Here is an 18,862-nt window from a genome sequence, read left to right on the forward strand (position 1 = left end):
GAACTCAGATGGAAAGGGCACTTAATATTAAAAAAAGTGAATTTGCAAGAGCTTCCATTGGGGACAAGATATTTCTTTTGACCGGATATGTACTTCTGGGGCTCTTCGTTGCAGCGATCGTAGGACCGGTGGTTTACATCATCATCGCCTCCTTCATGGATCCTATCACGCTTCAGAATAAAGGCATTGTCTTCGACACCAGCAAGTGGACGCTGACAGCCTACGAGAGAGTCATGACCAATTCCCAGATCTGGACAGGATTCTTCAACGCAATCCTGTACTCTGTACTGTTTTCGGCTATCTCGGTATTTATTACACTGCTTTGTGCTTATCCCATGTCCAGGGATGATTTTAAGGGAAAAAAGATATTTAACACAATTTTCATCATCACAATGTTTTTCGGTGGCGGACTGATCCCCACCTACCTTCTTATCAGTAACATGGGACTTCTGGACAGCATGTGGGCGGTTATTCTTCCCGGATCCTTCAGTGTTTGGAATATGATCATCGCAAGGACCTATTACAAGGGAATTCCCACAGAGCTTCGGGAGGCAGCAGATGTGGACGGCGCCAATGAACTGGTATTTTTCTTCAGGATCCTGCTTCCTGTATGTACACCGCTGATCGCGGTACTGGTACTGTGGCAGTTTGTGGGAATGTGGAACAGCTACTTTGACGCAATGATCTACCTTAACTCAGCAAGCAAGCAGCCGCTGCAGCTGGTTCTGAGGGCAATCCTTATTCAGAACGAGCCCGATCCCGGAATGATCGCGGATATGCAGAGTACAGCTCAGAGAGCACAGCTTGCGGAACTTCTTAAGTATGCCACCATCATCATCTCCAGCCTTCCGCTGGTAGTGATGTATCCCTTCTTCCAGAAGTACTTTGATTCAGGAATCATGGTGGGATCGGTAAAGGGCTGAGAACACCTGGCGAGGTTCTATCGAGCCTGGTGTGAACGTGTTCTGGCGAACGTAGTGAGAGCAGAACTTCCTTGCTGAGAACACCTAGCGAGGTTCTATCGAGCCTAGTGAGAATCCCAGAGCATGAATTCCTTGCTAAGCAAGGATTAATCATAATCAACAAAGAGAAAAAAAGGAGAGGAAAATGAAAAAGACAACATCTAGGTTACTGAGTGCAGCCATTGCAGCAGCTATGTCCATCAGCATGCTCACAGGCTGCGGCAACGGGGCAACAGGCAGTGGGGCTGCCGAAGTATCAGCAGAGGATCTTAGCTTTCCCCTGGAGAAAACGGTTACCATAACAGGTACCATCAGCTATCCTTCAGGAACTGAGTCAGATCCCAACAAGAGAACCATCTTCAAGAGACTTGAAGAGGCAACCAACGTACATGTTGAGTGGACAGCAATTTCAAACGATCAGTGGGGAGACAAGATCCAGCTCAACATGGCAAACAAGAATACCCTTACAGACATGGTATTCAATGCAGGCTTCAGCAATTCAGATCTTATCAGATATGCTGATCAGGGCGTTATCCTTCCTCTGGAGGAGTACATCGACAACAATATGCCTAACTTAAAGGCAGTATTTGATAAGTATCCTGAGTACCGCACAATGTGCGAGGATTCAGAGGGACACATCTGGGCACTTCCCTGGATCGAGCAGCTTGGTTCCAACAAGACAGCTATTCAGACTGTAGGTAATAACTTCACATATATCAACAAGAAGTGGCTTGATTTCCTTGGACTTGAGACACCCACTACAGTTGATGAGTTTGAAGAAGTTCTTAAGGCTTTCAAGGATCACGCTTCAGACCTTCAGGCAGAGTTTGGCATCGAGGGTGACATCATCCCCATGAGCTGCATCATGAACGATCAGGATCCCAGCCTTCTTATCAACGGCTTCGGCGAGGGCTACGGTGACAACGATATCGGACAGCACATTGCTGTAACAGACGACAAGAAGGTTATCTGCACAGCTACACAGGAAGGCTTTAAGTCAGGTATGCAGTGGCTCCACAAGCTCTATGAAGAGGGACTTATCGATCCCGAGTGCTTTACTCAGGACTGGTCCACATACGTAGCAAAGGGAAAATCCCACAGATACGGTGTTTGCTTCACATGGGACGTTGCTAACATCGACAACCTTGAGGACTTCGTTCCTCTTGCAGCACTTCAGGCTGATACTAAGAACGTAACTCCCATGAATGGCTCTTTTACCTCAGGATTTGACAGAGGCAGATGCGTAGTTACAGCTAAGTGCGACAACCCTGCATTCGTATGCTCATGGCTTGATCTTATGTACGATCCTTTCCAGTCACCTCAGAACAACTGGGGAACCTATGGTGAGGATGATGAGTTCGATATCTTCGAGCTTTCAGAGAACGCAAACGGCGAGAAGATGCTCAAGCACGCACCTCTTGGCGATGCTTCACCTGTTGAAGTTCGTGAGGCAGAGGCTGTAGGCGGACCTCTTGCAATCCTTGACGAGTACTACGGCGTATATGTTACATGCCCTGACGATGCTCAGTATCGTCTCGACTGGATCAAGGAGTACTACACAGACGACATGAACTGCGAGTATGTATATCCCAACGTATTCATGACAGCTGATGACACAGAGAAGCTTACAACTATCCAGCAGGATCTTATCAGCTACATCAACACCAGCAGAAGTAACTTCGTTATGAACGGTCTTACAGACAGCGAGTGGGATGAGTACCTCAAGCAGGTAGATGCTTACGGTCTTGAGAATTACCTTTCAATCTACCAGAAGTATCTTGATGAGTTCTACAAATAATTAAGTATTACCGGGGAGGAGGGATCTCCTCCCCATTTTTTTATCACGGGTTTATTTTAAATGTTTGGCAAATGAGGATCAGGAATAATTATGAGTAACAAGTTAGACAAGGCAAGGGAATATGAAGTAAAAAAAGAGATGACCATACCGGAACAGCAGCGTCCGGCCTTTCATCTTACACCAAGATGCGGATGGATGAACGATCCCAACGGTTTTAGCAGCTATAAGGGAGAATACCATCTCTTTTACCAGTATTACCCTTACGACACGGTTTGGGGACCGATGCATTGGGGACACGCAAAGAGCAAGGATCTTATTACCTGGGAATATCTTCCTGTGGCAATGGCTCCGGATGAGGAGTATGATAAAGATGGATGTTTTTCCGGCAGCGCAACAGAGCTGGAGGACGGAAGGCAGCTTCTTATCTATACAGGCGTCAACAAGGTTGAGGAAGAAAGCGGAGAGATCAAAGAGTATCAGACCCAGTGCGTTGCTGTGGGAGACGGTGTTAACTACGAGAAATTCGGAAATAATCCCGTTATCACTTCGGAGATGCTTCCCGAAGGAGCCGGCAAATACGACTTCAGAGACCCCAAGGTCTGGAGAGAAAATGGCAGATACTACATGGTTGTAGGCAACAAGACTCCCGACAGGGATGGCCAGATCCTGCAGTATGTCAGCGATGATGGATTCAAGTGGACCTACGACAAAACGGTTATCAAGAACAACCACAGATTCGGCGCCATGTGGGAGTGCCCGGATTACTTCCCTCTTGAGGGCAAGCAGATCCTGCTTACCAGCCCCCAGGACATGCTTCCCGAGGAACTGGAGTTTCACAACGGCAACGGAACTCTTTGCATCATCGGAAGCCTGGATGAAAACGGGAACTTCTGTGAGGAGAACTGCCAGGCTGTGGACTACGGCATAGATTTCTATGCACCTCAGACAATACTTACTAAGGACGGACGAAGAGTGATGATCGGCTGGATGCAGAACTGGGATACCTGCGGCATCAGGCGTGACGACTTCCCATGGTTCGGCCAGATGAGCTTCCCCAGGGAGATCACCCTTCACAACAACAAGCTTATTCAGCGACCTGTCAGAGAGATTGAGAACTACTACGGGAAAAGAATCAGCAGACAGAATGTACTTATATCTGACAGCGCTTCACTGTCCAGTATAGAGGGCAGATGTATAGATATGACAATAAATGTCAGAAGCACCGGAGAGGACCTTTCCTACAGGAAATTCGAGGTTCGCTTTGCGGATAACGGCAAGGCATACTCTACTGTTGAGTACGATCCGGAGCAGGGCATTGTAAAAATAGACAGAAAGCATTCAGGCAGCAGACGTGCCATCGTGCATCAGAGAAGATGCAGAGTTGCCAACAACGGCGGAGATATCAAGCTGAGGCTCATTCTTGACAGATACAGCATGGAACTGTTTATCAACGACGGTGAGCAGGTTATGTCCATGGTGATCTTAACGGACATCAAGGCTGAGGGCATCAGCTTTAAGGCAACAGGCGAACTGCTTATGGATGTGGAAATGTACGAGTTGGAAAGGAAATGACATTACATGAGCAGATTTGATGTGGTAGCCCTTGGAGAACTTCTTATTGATTTCACAAACAACGGCGAGAGCAGCCAGGGAAATCCTATATTTGAGGCCAATCCCGGCGGAGCTCCCTGCAACGTTCTGTCAATGCTTCAGAACCTTGGCAACAACACGGCTTTCGTTGGCAAGGTTGGAGATGACTTTTTTGGCAGAATGCTCACAGAGCGTGTTAAAAAGCAGGGAATTGATGTGTCAGGCCTTCTGGTGGATCCTGAGATACCCACAACTCTTGCCTTTGTAAACAAGCTTCCCAACGGCGATCGGGATTTCTCCTTCTACAGGAAGCCCGGAGCAGATATGATGCTCACCGCAGATGATGTTGTCAGCGTAAAAGATATCATTGGCAATGGAGAGGTCTTCCACTTCGGAACACTGTCCATGACATCGTTTTCTGTGGAGGAAGCCACAAGACTTGCAGTTGATATAGCTAAGAACAGCGGAGCCCTTATCTCTTTTGACCCCAACTACAGAGCACCTTTGTGGGAGTCGGAGAAACAGGCCCTGGATGCTATGCGTTTCGGCTTTGAAAGCTGCGATATCCTGAAAATTTCAGACAATGAGGTGGAGCTCTTTACCGGTATTTCCGATGTTGAAGAGGGCGCCCGCAGGATCAAGGAGAAATATAATATCCCGCTGGTTTTTGCCACTCTGGGACCCGACGGAAGCATGGCTCTTTACAAGGATATGGTGGTAAAAAGAGACGGCTTCATAAATCCGGATACCATCGAGACAACAGGAGCCGGAGATACCTTCTGTGCCTGCGCCATCGATTATGTCAGAAGATGCGGAATTAAAATATTATCGGAGCAGCAGCTTGAGCAGTGCCTGACCTTTGCCAATGCTGCAGCTTCCATCATAACCACAAGGCGCGGAGCCCTTTCAGTGATGCCGACATGGCAGGAGGTTGAAGAATTCCTGCAGAAATGACCGGCGGTGAAAGGTAGACTGCGATGGTAAAGATTGATCTTATTACAGGCTTTTTGGGAGCCGGGAAGACAACTTTCATAAAGAACTACGCAAGGCATCTTCTTGATCAGGGCGAGAGGATCTGCATTATCGAGAACGACTACGGTGCGGTGAATATAGATATGGTCATGCTTCAGGACCTTCTTTCGGATAACTGCAATCTGGAGATGATCGTGGGAGGCGACGGAAAGGAAGCCCACAGGCGGCGCTTTCGCACCAAGCTGATATCCATGGGCATGAGCGGCTATACAAGAGTTATCATCGAGCCCTCGGGTATCTATGACGTGGATGAGTTTTTTGATGTGCTCTACGATGAACCGCTGGACCGGTGGTATGAAATAGGAAGCGTCATTTCCCTGGTGGATGCAAAGTCCTTGTTCGAACTGGATGACATGAGGCGCTACGTCTTTATGTCAGAGATTGCAAACGCCGGTAAGCTGGTTATTTCCAAGATCACTGAGGATACCGACTGCGACAGGGTGATTGCAAAGGTCAACGAGATCATGGCAGAGTTTGGCGGAAAGACCTTTGACCGGGGAAAAGACTTTGTGGCCAAGAGCTACGATGACTACACAGCCGATGATTATGAAGCTTTGAGGACCTGCGGCTATCGCCATGCGTCATACGTGAAGATCCCCATAGAGGACAAGCAGTTTACACCGCTTTTCTATTTTGATCCGAAGATGAGCAGGGATGAACTTGAAAAGATAACGAAGGATCTTTTTGAAAGTAAGGAAGCCGGAAGAGTTATCAGAGTCAAGGGATTTGTAGATACAGGGGATGGCAGTCAGGTTGAGATCAATGCCACTTCCGGAAAGATTACCGTGACCGATGTTGTCAGCAGCAGAAATGTCCTGATCATCATCGGAGAAAGACTAAATAAGGAATACATAAATAACATCATGAAAGACAAATGCTCAGTCGTCTCGCTGTGAGACGGCCGAGCATTTTTTAATGGGAAACTAAATGGGAGCAAAATATATCAAGCCATGATTCCCTGCACAATTGTTGCTGCCAGAATGGAGATGGCATAGCATGCGTTAATTGTTATGAAATTCTTTATTGAAGTGATAAAGGTCTTTTCCTTGATCTGCTCTTTCTTAAAGGTGTGAATGTTCTTCACTACAATGGGCAGTGACAGGAAGAAGATAAGTGCTGCGGGATTAAGGATCTTAAAGATCACCATCAGTGCCACGGATACGTAGGTTCCGTAGTAGAGAAGGGCGTAGAGCCTTACTGCCCACTTCCTTCCGATATAATGTGCCAGTGTAAGTCTTCCCACTGCTGTGTCCTTCTCAATATCGCAGGTGTTGTTGGCCAGCATGATATTGGCTGTGGTGAAGGTGGTCACCAGCGAGAACAGGAAGAACTCAATAAACGGCCGTACATTTATCTGTAATAGAATTGTATCCCAGGATAGGCCGAGGGTAATGTAGTTAAGAGGGTTGTTAATATATAACATGAGGAATGGAATGAACATACCATAGGCCACTCCTGAGATAGCTTCACCAAGTGGAATCCTTGAGATCGGAATAGGTCCGAAGGTGTAGAAGATTCCAAGAAGAAAACAAAAGGCACCGAGAAGAAGGACTACAATGCCTGTCTTATAGGCCAGGTAAAGACCAAGAACAGTACTTATGCCCAGCATTATCATGATCGCTGCAAAGGCACTCTTTCTGGGTATTGGCAGCATTTCCGGGTAATCCTTGCTGTCGATGTAATTATTGATGGCTGTTGTTGTAAGATCAAATATAAACATAGCGATAAAAAACACAGTCATCAGCGGAACATTAACCGGCTGCTTCTGATATATAATGAACAGCAATGTATTCAGAAAAGCAAAGAGACTGGTTATCTTTGTGGTGATCTCCACATATTTCAAAAATCTTTTAAACATTTTTAACCTCTATTTCACTAAAATAAGTTTAAATTTTACTAAAAATTTTGCAAAATAAATTTGAATATTAACTTGTTGTGCGCAATTAAATATGATATCATATCAATACTCATTGCGCAACGCTTGATTTGAAACGTTTAGAAAGAAGGAAACGAAACAATGACAAAAATAGTTGTTATCGGCGCCGGTTATGCCGGTGTGCTGGCGACCAAGAAGCTGGAAAAGAAGCTTCGCAAAAAGAAACTGATTGATTCATGTGAGATCACTCTTATTGATAAGCATCCTTATCACACAATGCTTACAGAGCTCCATGAAGTGGCTGCCTGCCGTGTAGGTGAAGAGAGCATCAAGATGAACCTTGATCAGATCTTTGCCGGAAGGAAAGTCAATGTTGTTCTTGATACCGTTACAAAGGTAGATTTCGAGAAGAATGTTGTTACAGGCAAGAATGCTGATTACGGCTATGATTATCTTGTTGTAGCCGCAGGTTCCAAGCCTACATACTTTGGAGTTGAAGGCGCAGAGCAGTACAGCTACAAACTCTGGTCCTATGACGATGCGGTTAAGCTTCGCGACAGGATCCACGACTGCTTCAGACTTGCTGCGGATGAAACCGATCCCGCAAAGAAGAAAGAGCTCCTTAGCTTCTACGTTGTCGGAGCAGGCTTCACCGGTGTTGAGATGGTTGGTGAGCTTGCCGAGTACACACCTATTCTTTGCAAGAGATTCAATATTAATAGAGAAGACGTAACCATCGTTGATGTGGACGGTCTTTCACGTCCCGTGCCCATCCTTCCCGAGAAGCTTTCCAACAAGGTAGACAGAAGGCTCCGCAAGATGGGCGTTGAAGTTGTTATGAACACTTCAGTAGTAGGTGTTGGTGAGAACTTCATCAAGCTCAAGAAGGGCGACGATGTAACCGAGCACGTGGCAGGAACCGTTATCTGGACCGCAGGTATCGAGAGTTCAGAGATCACATCCTCCATGGCAAAAGAGGTTAAGAGCGGCGGAAGAGGCCGTATCGAAGTTGATGAGTATTTAAGAAGCGTTGATCACGAGAACGTATATGTTATCGGTGACAACATGCTTTACACAGCTCCCGGCCAGGAGAGACCCGTTCCTCAGATGGTTGAGAACGCAGAGCACTCCGCAGCTGCAGTAGCCAAGAACCTCATGGTAGCCATTACCGGACAGGGAGAAAGAGAGAGCTATAATCCCAAGTTCCACGGCGTTATGGTATGCGTTGGCGGCCGCTACGGTGTTGCAAGAGGCGGAATGGCCAATCACCAGATCAACTTCGCTTCATTCTTTGCAATGTTTGCAAAGCACTTTATAAACATTATCTATTTCATTCAGGTAATGGGATGGACCAAGATATTCAGCTATCTTACACACGAGTTCTTCACCATCAGAAACAACAGAAGTTTCCTTGGCGGTCACTTCTCCAACAAGACACCAAGCTTTATGTTGGTTCCTCTTCGTGTATGGCTCGGAGCCGTATGGGTATTTGAAGGTGTTATGAAGATCGTTGAAGGCTGGCTTCAAAAGCCCATGCTTGAGGGCTTCTTTGGCGGTGCAAACTCATGGTTCGATTCACTTCTCGGAAGGATCGATCCTGCTGCTGTTGACGCTGTTTCCGCTGCAACCGCAGAGGTAGCTGACGCAGTTGCTTCCGCATCAACCGAAGTTGCTGCAGCCGTTCCTACAGGAACCGTGATCTTCGACTGGAACTTCAAGCTCTTTGAGATGATCTTCGTTTCAGGAACAGACCTTGCCAAGGCAACTATTTCAGATCTTGCTTTCAAGATCCAGGTGCCTTTCGTAGACTGGATCGTTGAGAACATGGTTCTTTCCAGTGATGCCATGACAATGTTCATGCAGGGCTTCATTGTAATTATGCAGATACTTATCGGCCTTGGACTTATGGGTGGATGCTTCACATTCCTTTCAGCAGCAGTATCCCTGGTTCTTCAGGCAATGTTTGTAACAACAACAGGTCTTTACCTCAACACCTTCTGGATGATCTTTGCCGGCCTGGCAGTTCTGTTTAACGGCGGTCGTTCAATCGGAATTGACTACTACCTGATGCCTTGGCTCAAGGAAAAGTGGAAGAAGGTTAAGTGGGCAAGAAAGTGGTACCTCTATAATGACTGATCTACATTTGGATTTTGATAGGGCTTTTGAAATGGTCCGGGAAGAGAGCGCTGATATCATCAACAGGGCTCCCGGGCTCATAAGGGGATATACCTCCTACCTCACAGAGGCGCAGGGCAAGATGATGCGGGCAGCCGCAACCCTTGCCTGCTCCATGAACGGGGATGAGGAAGTTCCAAAGGACGCGGTTATTTTTGCTTCAGCTGTTGAGACTCTTCATCTGGCAACCCTTATCCACGACGATATCATGGATGATGCGGATGTCAGACGAGGGCTTGAGACTCTTCAGAAGAAGTCAGGGAAAAGAACCGCCGTTATATGCGGAGACTATCTTCTGGCCGCAGCCATGAGACAGCTCTCAAAAGCCACGGAAGATGACAGATACAAGAAGTTTGATTTTTCAAAATATGTTGAGAGAGTTGCCCTGGGAGAACTGAGGCAGAACATCAACAACAAGAACTACAGGCTGGACGTTTTCAGATATCTTGCCATCATCGACGGCAAGACCGCTGCCCTCTTTGAGGGAGCCTATCACGCCGGAGCCCTTGCAGGCGCTGAGAGTGAAGAACGTATTAAGCTCTTCAGAAAGCTTGGAAGGTACACAGGTATTATTTTCCAGCTCACCGATGACTGCATAGACTATGAAGTTTCGGAGAACAAGGCCGGAAAGCCTGTACAGGCTGATTTTGAAAACGGCGTTATCACCATGCCTTTTATTCATGCACTGAATTCCAACCCCGCATTGGTTGCTGAGGCTGAGAACGGCAATCTTTCCAAAGAGAGGGTGTTTGAAGAAGTGCAAAAGCACGGCGGTGTAAGCTTTACCCACAAGATGGCGGAGAGCTATTACAACAAGTGCTGCAACATCATTGAAACTCTGGGGCTCACAGGCAAGAGAAGAGAGGTTCTTCTTGGACTGGTACAGAGAGCCTACAGAGGACTTAACTGATATTTTGGCCTTGTGCCATAATATAATCAACGCTTTTATAAAAGAAAGGGAGAAACACATGAAAAAGAAATTACTTTCATTGGTAAGTGCTGCAGTTCTTTCAACAGCAGTACTTGCAGGCTGTGGTTCACAGTCAGGTTCAGCCGGCGCTGAACTCAAGACAGGTCTTGGTACAAGCGTATCTATTTCAAGCTCAGAGAGCGCAACTGCTGAGACTGAGGGAAATGCCCAGGCTGATGCTACCATCGCAGCTGTAACTGTTGATGGCAGCGGCAAGATCACACAGTGCGTAATCGACATCGCTCAGACTAAGATCGGTGTAAGCGCTGAGGGTCACATCACATCTGATCTTAATGCTGAGTATCCTTCAAAGAGAGAGCTCGGCGATGGCTACGGAATGAAGAAGGCTTCTGCTATCGGCAAGGAGTGGTATGAGCAGGCTGATGCTTTCGCAGCATGGGCTGTTGGCAAGACCGCTTCCGATATCAGCGGAATGGCTATTTCAGAGGGTTATGCAGGCGATGCTGACCTTGCAGCTTCTGTATCTATTCACGTAACAGGCTTCCAGTCAGCAGTTCTTGAGGCTGTTAACAATGCTACAGCCGGCGGCGCTCACGAGGGAGACAAGCTCGGACTTGGCGTTTCAACAAAGATCTCTAACTCAGAGGATGCTACAGCTGAGGGAGATGGCGTTGCAGAGGCTTACACAACAATCTCTGTTCTTACAGTTGGTAAGGATGGCAAGATCACAAGCTCAATCATCGACGCTGTTCAGGCTAAGATCACCTTTGATGCAACAGGTGCCATCACAGCTGACACATCTGCTGATGTAAAGAGTAAGAACGAGCTCGGCGATGCTTACGGCATGAAGAAGGCTTCTGCTATCGGTAAGGAGTGGAATGAGCAGGCTGCTGCTTACGCTGCTTACACAGTTGGAAAGACAGCTGATGAAGTTGCCGGAACAGCTATGACAGAGGGCCGCGCAGCTGATGCTGATCTTGCAGCTTCTGTATCAGTTCACATCACTGACTTCAACAATGTTATTGCAAAGGCTGTTGCAGCTGCAAAGTAATAAGGTTATATTTGTAGTAGATAAGCCAAGATTGGATTTGTGTGGGGTGTGCTGTTTGGCGCACCCCATTTACTCTTAGGGAATAAAATGAATAACAAAAAAGTACTGCCCATATTGGTGCCGGGACTGATATTTCTGGTGCTGATCATAGGGATCGCGGGCTGCAAGGCTTACACAAAAAGCGTAGAGCCCAAAAGATTTACAGCCACATTTCTGGATATTTTTGACACAAGAACAGAGATAGTGGGATTTGCAAAGAATAAGGACGAGTTTGCCAAGAATGCGCAGCTCATCAAGGACAGGCTGGTGTTTTATAATCAGCTGTATGACATATACAACGATTATCCCGGCGTCAACAACATAAAGACCATAAATGAAAATGCAGGCATAGCGCCTGTTACAGTGGATCCGGAAATAATTGCTCTTTTGGAATTCAGCATGGATGCTTATAACGAGACCGAGGGAGCTGTAAATATAGCCATGGGAAGCGTTTTGTCCCTGTGGCACAGGCAGAGGGAGATTGGGATAAACGATCCCGAGAGGGCAGCTCTTCCCAATGAGGAGAAGCTGACAGAAGCTTCATACCACTGCAATATTTCAGATATAATAATTGATAAGGACAACAATACCGTTTATCTTGCGGATCCTGAGATGTCACTGGATGTTGGAAGCACCGGCAAAGGCTTTGCGGTGCAGAGAGTCATGGACTATGCAAGAGAGCAGGGCCTTGATAATATCCTTCTTAGCCTTGGAGGAAACATCTCCTGCATCGGAACCAGGATCGACGGCACAAACTTCAGGCTCGGCATTCAGAACCCTGACATGGACAGCTCTGAGCAGTACGTTGAGATGGTGGATATAAATGACGGCGAGTGCGTGGTTTCCTCGGGAGATTACCAGAGGTACTACGAGGTAGACGGCGTAAGATACTGCCATATAATTGACCCGAAGACTCTTTTCCCTGCAAACGGATTCGCGGGAGTTAGCATCATCACTGATGATTCGGGACTGGCAGATGCCTATTCCACTGCGGTTTACACCATGTCCCTTGAGGATGGCATGGAATTTGTCGGAAAAAGAGACAACGTGGAAGCCATGTGGATCATGCACGACGGAACCAAGTACTACTCGGAAGGATTTATCGGAAAGTACATAAAATAAATGAAAAAGAATGATTTGATACTTATCGCGGTTATTCTGGTGATCACCCTTGCTTCAATAGCCGGAATAAGACTGTGGCAACATAATAATACCGGAGGAGCTGCAACAGCCGTTGTGACCATAGACGGCGTAAAATACGGCGAGTATCCCCTGTCAAGCGACGTGACGGAGAGGATCGAACTTCCCGACGGCTCTTACAATATCCTTAACATAAGCGGCGGCTTTGCAGAGGTTACAGAGGCCTCCTGCCCCGACCAGATCTGCGTCAAGCACAACCATATAAAGTACGCAGGAGAGACAATAGTATGTCTTCCCAACAAGCTGGTGGTGGAGATTGAAGGCGGCGAGGATAACGGTATCGACGGGTCCACACACTGACCCAAAGTATGGAGTAGTTTATGAGTAACAAGAGAATAGCCTTTCTTGGGCTTTTTGTGGCACTTGCTTTTGTGCTTTCATATATTGAATATCTGCTTCCGCTTAACATCGGAATTCCCGGAGCCAAGATCGGTATCGCCAATCTGGCTGTAATGGTGACCCTTTACACTGTGGGAGAGAAGAGTGCCATCGCGCTGTCTGTGGTAAGAGTAGTGCTGGTGGGACTGACCTTCGGCAATATCTCCATGATGATGTATTCCCTGGCGGGAGCAACCCTTTCACTCCTTGTGATGCTGATCGCAAAGAGGATCGGAAAGCTCTCCATGACCGGTGTCAGCGTTCTGGGCGGCGTATCTCACAATATCGGCCAGATAATCGTGGCAATGCTGGTTCTTGAGACGGAGAGTCTTTTCTATTACCTGCCTTTCCTTATCGTTGTAGGTACCATTACCGGTGTGGTAATAGGTATTGTTTCCAACCTGATCACGGTCAGGGTCAAGAAAGTTCTTAGTTTCTGAGGAATATATGAGCAGAGCAAAGAGACTGATATCTGTAGGAATAATGATAGTCATGATGGCGCTTTTACTAGCGCCTTTTTCTAATGGGGGAAAAGAGGCAATGAAGAACAGGAAGAGCTTTTATGCGCAGTATGACGGGACAGAGCCTCTGACCATCTATCTGGCCACAGACACCCACTACATTGCACCCTCACTTCACGAGGGAAGTGATTACTTTGACGATATGGTCAAAATGGGCGATGGTAAGTTCATGCCCTACGGAAACGAGATAAATGCGGCCTTCATTGAAAAGGTCATAGAGGACAGGCCTGCAGCTCTTATTGTTGCGGGAGATCTGACCTTCAATGGAGCAAGGCAGAGCCATGAGGAGTATTCAGCACTGCTAAAAAGGGTGGAGGACGCCGGGATCCCGGTTCTTGCCATCCCGGGCAACCACGATTTTACCATAAAAAGAGCCGCCAGATTCCTTAAGGATTCTTACGAACTGGTAAGCAGCATTGATGCCAATGAGTATCTTCAGATGTACAGTGAATTCGGAAGAGAAGACTCTTTTGACTTCGATGAGACGTCACTTTCCTATATCTATGAGGTGGCGCCGAATCTTCGGGTTCTGTGCGTGGATGTAAACACCATTGCGGGAATGTCGGGACTTCTTACGGATGGGACCCTGGCCTTTGTTGAGGATCAGCTTAAGAAGGCCATGGAGGACAAAGCCTACGTCATAAGCGTGACGCATCAGACCCTTCTTATCCACTCAAAGCTAACCAGCCGGGGAATGAGCTTTATCAATAATGACAGGCTCCTTGAACTGTATGAAAAGTACGGCGTTGTGATTAACCTCTCAGGGCACATGCACATTCAGCACATTGCGGTAAGCGACGGAGGCGTTCCCGATATTGCTACGGGTTCTCTTATGACTTCGCCAAACTACTACGCAAGGATCGATATAGAGGGCAAAAAATTCAGCTACAATGCGGTTCCCTTTGAAGTTCCATCGATACCTGATTTTGCAGCAAAGGCCCACGACTTCCTGTGGGACAATGCTCTAAGACAGGGAGAAGAGAATCTGAAGGAGGGTGACAGTGAAGATATGGCGGAGTTCTTTGCGGATTTCAATGTGGCCTACATCGCAGGAAGGAGCGATCAGATCCCCTGGAACGAAGAGGTAATGAAGAAATGGAAGAAGTCCGACAGCTTTGTTCCCCGCTACTTTGAGATAGTTAAGGAAGAGGAGGCAAACAACTTTACCACCTTTGAAGTAGACCTCGGTGATGAATGATATTGCATATCAGGCTTTATGGAAAGCGCGAAAAAACCGGCTCCCGTTTTTATAACGGGAAGCCGGTAATTTATTGTCTTAACAGCTTTTAGATCATTTCTTGTACTCGTAGAAACCTTTACCTGCGTTGATTCCGGTCTCGCCCTTGTCGATCTTCTCCTTGAGAAGAAGGCCGATCTTGTGGATGGTGGAATCGGGATCCTGTGCCTCGGGCTTCATCTGGTTGATGTTGTATGCGGTCTCAAGACCTACGATATCAAGAATCTCGAAAGGTCCCTTGGGGGCGCCGGTTGCAAGACGCCATGTAAGGTCGATGGTCTCGGGATCAGCTACCTCTTTTGCCCAGAGAGCCTGAGCTGCGGAGAGGAAAGGAACCAGCATGGAGTTAAGGATATAGCCGGGCTGCTCTTTGCGAAGCTCAAGGGAGATCATGTTGATCTCTTTGGCAAACTCAACAACCTTCTTATAGATCTCGGGATCTGTTCCGGGATGGCCCATAATCTCGGCTGTGTTGTTCTTCCAGATGGTGTTTGCGAAGTGGAGTGAGAGATACTTCTCAGGTCTTCCTGTGTACTCTGCAAACATGCTGGGAAGAAGTGTTGAAGAGTTGGTTACGAGGATAGTATCGGGATCAAGAAGATCCTTCATCTGCTCATATACGTCGATCTTGGCATCAGGGTCCTCTGCCATGGACTCGATAACGATATCAGCGCCGGAAACGGCCTTTGCCATATCAAGCTCGATATGTATGTTATCTGTCATGTTCTTTTCGCCCTTGGCGATAAGCTCATCGATGGCTTCCGGTGTGATTCCGTCCCAGCTTGTGATAAGTCCCTTGGGATAAAGAAGCTTGCCTAAAGGATTGCCGATAAAGCCCTTTGCTGCTGCAAGATCATCAAGCATTGCCTTCTTGTAAAGCTCTATCTTTGGAGTTGTTCTTCCGATGGAAGCCTGGCTTCTGAGCCAGAATGTAACGTCATGGCCCGTGTAAGCGCACATAAGGCCAATCTGTGTACCCAAAACACCGCCGCCTGCAACTACTACTTTGTTCATAGAAACAAATACCTCCTTGAATAAAAATACATTGGTTAAAACTGCGATTTTATACCCCTAATACAGTTACGTATCCATGGTAACATATGAATAAATATAAATATATAACATTTTTGTTTTCTTCAACTCTTTAATGTGATAAAATGGCAACGTGTAAAACTTGTATGAAAGAAGGAGAGGGGAAATGACAACATCACAAATCGGTATTATCATCTCTATTCTGGTGTATCTTAGCGGAATGCTGCTGGTAGGCTTTGTCAGCTCCAAGGACACCAACGACGTTAAGGACTTCTATCTTGGCGGAAGAAAACTGGGACCATTTGTTACAGCCATGAGTGCTGAGGCATCCGACATGAGTTCCTATCTTCTCATGGGAGTGCCGGGACTTGCTTACTTTTCGGGCATTGCCGATGCAGGCTGGACTGCAGCGGGCCTTATAGTCGGAACCTATCTCAACTGGCTCTTTACAGCGGGGAGGCTTCGTAATTACACCGAGTCTCTGGATGCTATCACAATTCCCGATTATTTCAAAAAGCGCTTCAACGACAAAAGCAATATCATTCTGTGTATCGGCGCTGCATTTATCCTTATATTCTTCGTTCCTTATACCGCATCAGGCTTTTCCGCTTGCGGCAAGCTCTTTTCATCATTATTCGGAGTAAATTACCAGCTTGCCATGATCGTGTCGGCTGTCATCATCGTGGGTTATACCACAACCGGCGGTTTCCTTGCTGCATCTAAGACTGACTTTATCCAGTCCATCGTAATGACACTGGCTCTTTTCTTTGTTGTGACCTACGGAATCGTCACCGCAGGAGGTCTTGGCGTAGTGGCTTCTAATCTCAAGGCTCTCCCCGGTTATATCAATATAAGTGCAACCTACAACAATGCCACAGGAGGAGCAGATTCCTACGGGCTTTTCAGTAAGATCACAACCTTCTGCTGGGGCCTTGGATATTTCGGAATGCCCCATATCCTGCTTAGATTCATGGCCATCAGAAAGACCTCAGAGCTGAACATCTCAAGAAGGATTGCTTCCATCTGGGTTGTATTCTCACTTGGCGTTGCCGTTATCCTCGGTATTGTGGGAAGAGCCATGACCCAGAGCGGTGTTCTTGAGACTCTTATAGAGGCAGACAACCCCGGCAGTGCATCCAAGGCTGAGACCCTTGTTGTTGTTCTTGCCAATCAGATCAGCCAGCACAACTTCCTGTTTGCACTTCTTGCAGGTATGGTAATTGCAGGTATTCTTGCTTCCACCATGTCCACTGCTGATTCACAGCTTATCGCTGCATCGTCAGCTGTTTCCGAGAATATTGTTCAGGATACTTTTGGAATCAAGCTTTCAGAGAGAATGGCCATGCTTACAGCAAGGGCAACCCTTATAGTTGTGGCTGTATTCGGTGTCATCATCGCCTGGAATCCAAACAGCTCGGTATTTGGCATTGTGTCTTTTGCCTGGGCAGGATTTGGTGCGGTATTCGGACCTGCAATGATCATGTCGCTGTACTGGAAGAGAGCCAACAAGTACGGAGCCATCGCAGGTATGGTAGCCGGAGGAGCCATGGTATTTATCTGGAAATACCTTGTAAGACCTCTTGGCGGAGTTTGGAATTTATATGAGCTTGCACCTGCGTTTTTAGTTGCTATAATAGTGATTGTCGTAGTCAGTCTCATCACACCCGAGCCTGACGAGGAGATAGTTACTAAATTTGAGCATGTGTCCAAGCAGAGCCGCTGAGGATGACATGCAAGTGAAAGTGTAAGAGATGTTCAAGAATAGCAAATTGCAGGAAAATGGGACTACAAAGGCGATAGTAATGAATATGCTCATTGCCGCCGTGAGTCTTTTTGTAAACGGGTTTGGCGTATATCTGACCATTCAGGCCAATATCGGCGCCGGCCCCTGGGATGTACTTAACCTGGGTCTTGCCAAGACCCTCGGAATACTGTATGGAACCGCCTCTGTGGCGGTTTCCTATACAATCCTGGGAATAGACATAGCCCTTAAGGAACCCATCGGAATAGCCATGTTTATAGACGCTTTTGTGGTGGGTAAGGCGGTGGATCTTTTTAACAGGATAAACCTTGTGCCCAAGTGTAACGGACTTCTTACGGGGATTCCCGTTATGATATTAGGTCTTGTGATCATGGCCTACACCCAGTACACCTATATGAGCGCTTCTCTCGGATGCGGCCCCAGAGACACACTTCTGGTGGCCCTTGCAAAAAGAGCCGGGAAGATCCCCATCGGTGTTGTGAGTATATCACTCCTCAGCCTTGCAACCTTTATAGGATGGCTCCTGGGAGGCCCTGTAGGTATCGGTACTTTGATCTGTGCCTTCGCCACAGGCCCCATAATGCAGTTTGCTTTTACTTCAGTTAAATTCGATGCCACTACCGTTCACCATCAGCATCTGACGGATTCGGTGAGGATCTTCGCCCACAGAGCCGGGAAAGTTGCCTGACAATCAAGCTTTTAGCAATAGGTGATCATTATGATTAAGGTCTATCACGCAGGATACTTTGAGATACCGAAGCCTGATATTCACAGAGGCAGGGTAAACGCTGATTTTGGTCAGGGTTTCTATGTGACGGCCGATTATGAGTTTGCCGGCGGCTGGGCAAGACAAAAGCCCGGAACGCAGATATTCATCAATTTCTACGAGCTTGATGAGGAAGGGCTTGATATCCTTGAGTTTGACAGGGACGCGGACTGGTTTCGATATGTCTTTTCCAACAGGAGGTCCATGCCTGATATTCACGCGGGAAAAGACCTGGTGATAGGCCCCATAGCCAACGACACCATCTACAATACCATGGGCATCATGACCAGTGGTTTTCTATCGGATGAGGAGGCTCTCAAGCTCCTTTCAGTAGGTCCCAAATACAGACAGATAGTCCTTAAAACGCAAAAGGCGGCGGGCAGCCTTAAGTTTATCAAATCAGAGGTGCTTTCAGAGGAAACTATCCAAAAGAACGCAAAAAGAGTTAAAATAGAAGAAGATGAATATCTTCAGAAGATTGCCGAAGTAATGAAGGAATTTGATACATAAAC

17 protein-coding genes are annotated in these 18,862 nt (G+C 47.0%); 15 read left to right on the forward strand and 2 right to left on the reverse strand.

The window, feature by feature from the left end; all coding sequences use genetic code 11:
- The first annotated feature begins 8 nt into the window (after window positions 1-8).
- From T456_RS0108525 to T456_RS0108545, 5 genes are all read left to right on the forward strand, one after another.
- Window positions 9-923 carry a carbohydrate ABC transporter permease gene (locus T456_RS0108525; protein WP_035801499.1) on the forward strand — a complete coding sequence of 305 codons (915 nt, stop codon included), beginning with the start codon at window positions 9-11 and terminating at the stop codon, window positions 921-923.
- 184 nt (window positions 924-1,107) lie between these two features.
- Window positions 1,108-2,760 (forward strand): ABC transporter substrate-binding protein, encoded by a 1,653-nt coding sequence (locus T456_RS0108530; RefSeq protein WP_024865773.1) that lies wholly within the window; start codon window positions 1,108-1,110, stop codon window positions 2,758-2,760.
- 90 nt (window positions 2,761-2,850) lie between these two features.
- On the forward strand, window positions 2,851-4,332 hold the full coding sequence (locus T456_RS0108535; protein WP_035801501.1) for a glycoside hydrolase family 32 protein: 1,482 nt from the start codon (window positions 2,851-2,853) through the stop codon (window positions 4,330-4,332).
- 6 nt (window positions 4,333-4,338) lie between these two features.
- The gene (locus T456_RS0108540; RefSeq protein WP_024865775.1) at window positions 4,339-5,304 is read left to right on the forward strand and encodes a carbohydrate kinase family protein; all 966 of its coding nucleotides are present in this window, start codon (window positions 4,339-4,341) and stop codon (window positions 5,302-5,304) included.
- Window positions 5,305-5,327: 23 nt separating this feature from the next.
- Window positions 5,328-6,278: a GTP-binding protein gene (locus T456_RS0108545; protein WP_024865776.1), complete on the forward strand. Its 951-nt coding sequence runs from the start codon at window positions 5,328-5,330 to the stop codon at window positions 6,276-6,278.
- 47 nt (window positions 6,279-6,325) lie between these two features.
- On the opposite strand, the gene T456_RS0108550 is transcribed toward T456_RS0108545, so the two are convergent.
- Window positions 6,326-7,240, reverse strand: coding sequence for a UbiA family prenyltransferase (locus tag T456_RS0108550; RefSeq protein ID WP_024865777.1), 915 nt, complete (start codon window positions 7,238-7,240; stop codon window positions 6,326-6,328).
- 159 nt (window positions 7,241-7,399) lie between these two features.
- On the opposite strand from T456_RS0108550, the gene T456_RS0108555 reads away from it, so the two are divergent.
- From T456_RS0108555 to T456_RS21235, 7 genes are all read left to right on the forward strand, one after another.
- A complete protein-coding gene (locus T456_RS0108555; protein WP_024865778.1) occupies window positions 7,400-9,394 on the forward strand; it encodes an FAD-dependent oxidoreductase in 1,995 nt (664 codons plus the stop codon).
- Window positions 9,387-10,343, forward strand: a complete 957-nt coding sequence (locus T456_RS0108560) for a polyprenyl synthetase family protein (protein ID WP_024865779.1) — start codon at window positions 9,387-9,389, stop codon at window positions 10,341-10,343. Before T456_RS0108555 ends, T456_RS0108560 begins: the two co-directional genes overlap by 8 nt.
- Window positions 10,344-10,401: 58 nt before the next feature.
- Entirely contained in the window at window positions 10,402-11,415 is a 1,014-nt protein-coding gene (locus T456_RS0108565; RefSeq protein WP_024865780.1) for a hypothetical protein, read from the forward strand.
- Between the two features lie 87 nt (window positions 11,416-11,502).
- The gene (locus tag T456_RS0108570) at window positions 11,503-12,576 is read left to right on the forward strand and encodes an FAD:protein FMN transferase (RefSeq protein WP_024865781.1); all 1,074 of its coding nucleotides are present in this window, start codon (window positions 11,503-11,505) and stop codon (window positions 12,574-12,576) included.
- Window positions 12,577-12,954 carry a NusG domain II-containing protein gene (locus T456_RS0108575; protein WP_024865782.1) on the forward strand — a complete coding sequence of 126 codons (378 nt, stop codon included), beginning with the start codon at window positions 12,577-12,579 and terminating at the stop codon, window positions 12,952-12,954.
- A gap of 20 nt (window positions 12,955-12,974) precedes the next feature.
- Window positions 12,975-13,472: a Gx transporter family protein gene (locus T456_RS0108580; RefSeq protein WP_024865783.1), complete on the forward strand. Its 498-nt coding sequence runs from the start codon at window positions 12,975-12,977 to the stop codon at window positions 13,470-13,472.
- A gap of 7 nt (window positions 13,473-13,479) precedes the next feature.
- Complete coding sequence (locus T456_RS21235) at window positions 13,480-14,751, forward strand: metallophosphoesterase family protein (protein WP_024865784.1); 1,272 nt, start codon at window positions 13,480-13,482, stop codon at window positions 14,749-14,751.
- A gap of 93 nt (window positions 14,752-14,844) precedes the next feature.
- Here the strand turns inward: T456_RS21235 and T456_RS0108590 are convergent, their stop codons facing one another.
- Window positions 14,845-15,804, reverse strand: coding sequence for a 3-hydroxyacyl-CoA dehydrogenase (locus T456_RS0108590; RefSeq protein WP_024865785.1), 960 nt, complete (start codon window positions 15,802-15,804; stop codon window positions 14,845-14,847).
- Between the two features lie 184 nt (window positions 15,805-15,988).
- On the opposite strand from T456_RS0108590, the gene T456_RS0108595 reads away from it, so the two are divergent.
- From T456_RS0108595 to T456_RS0108605, 3 genes are all read left to right on the forward strand, one after another.
- A complete protein-coding gene (locus T456_RS0108595; protein WP_024865786.1) occupies window positions 15,989-17,545 on the forward strand; it encodes a sodium/proline symporter in 1,557 nt (518 codons plus the stop codon).
- A 79-nt stretch (window positions 17,546-17,624) separates the two neighbouring features.
- Window positions 17,625-18,272, forward strand: coding sequence for a YczE/YyaS/YitT family protein (locus T456_RS0108600; protein ID WP_024865787.1), 648 nt, complete (start codon window positions 17,625-17,627; stop codon window positions 18,270-18,272).
- 30 nt (window positions 18,273-18,302) lie between these two features.
- On the forward strand, window positions 18,303-18,860 hold the full coding sequence (locus tag T456_RS0108605) for a DUF3990 domain-containing protein (RefSeq protein WP_024865788.1): 558 nt from the start codon (window positions 18,303-18,305) through the stop codon (window positions 18,858-18,860).
- The last annotated feature ends 2 nt before the right edge of the window (window positions 18,861-18,862 follow it).

The organism is Butyrivibrio sp. FCS014, assembly GCF_000526935.1.
Taxonomy (GTDB): Bacteria; Bacillota; Clostridia; order Lachnospirales; family Lachnospiraceae; genus Butyrivibrio.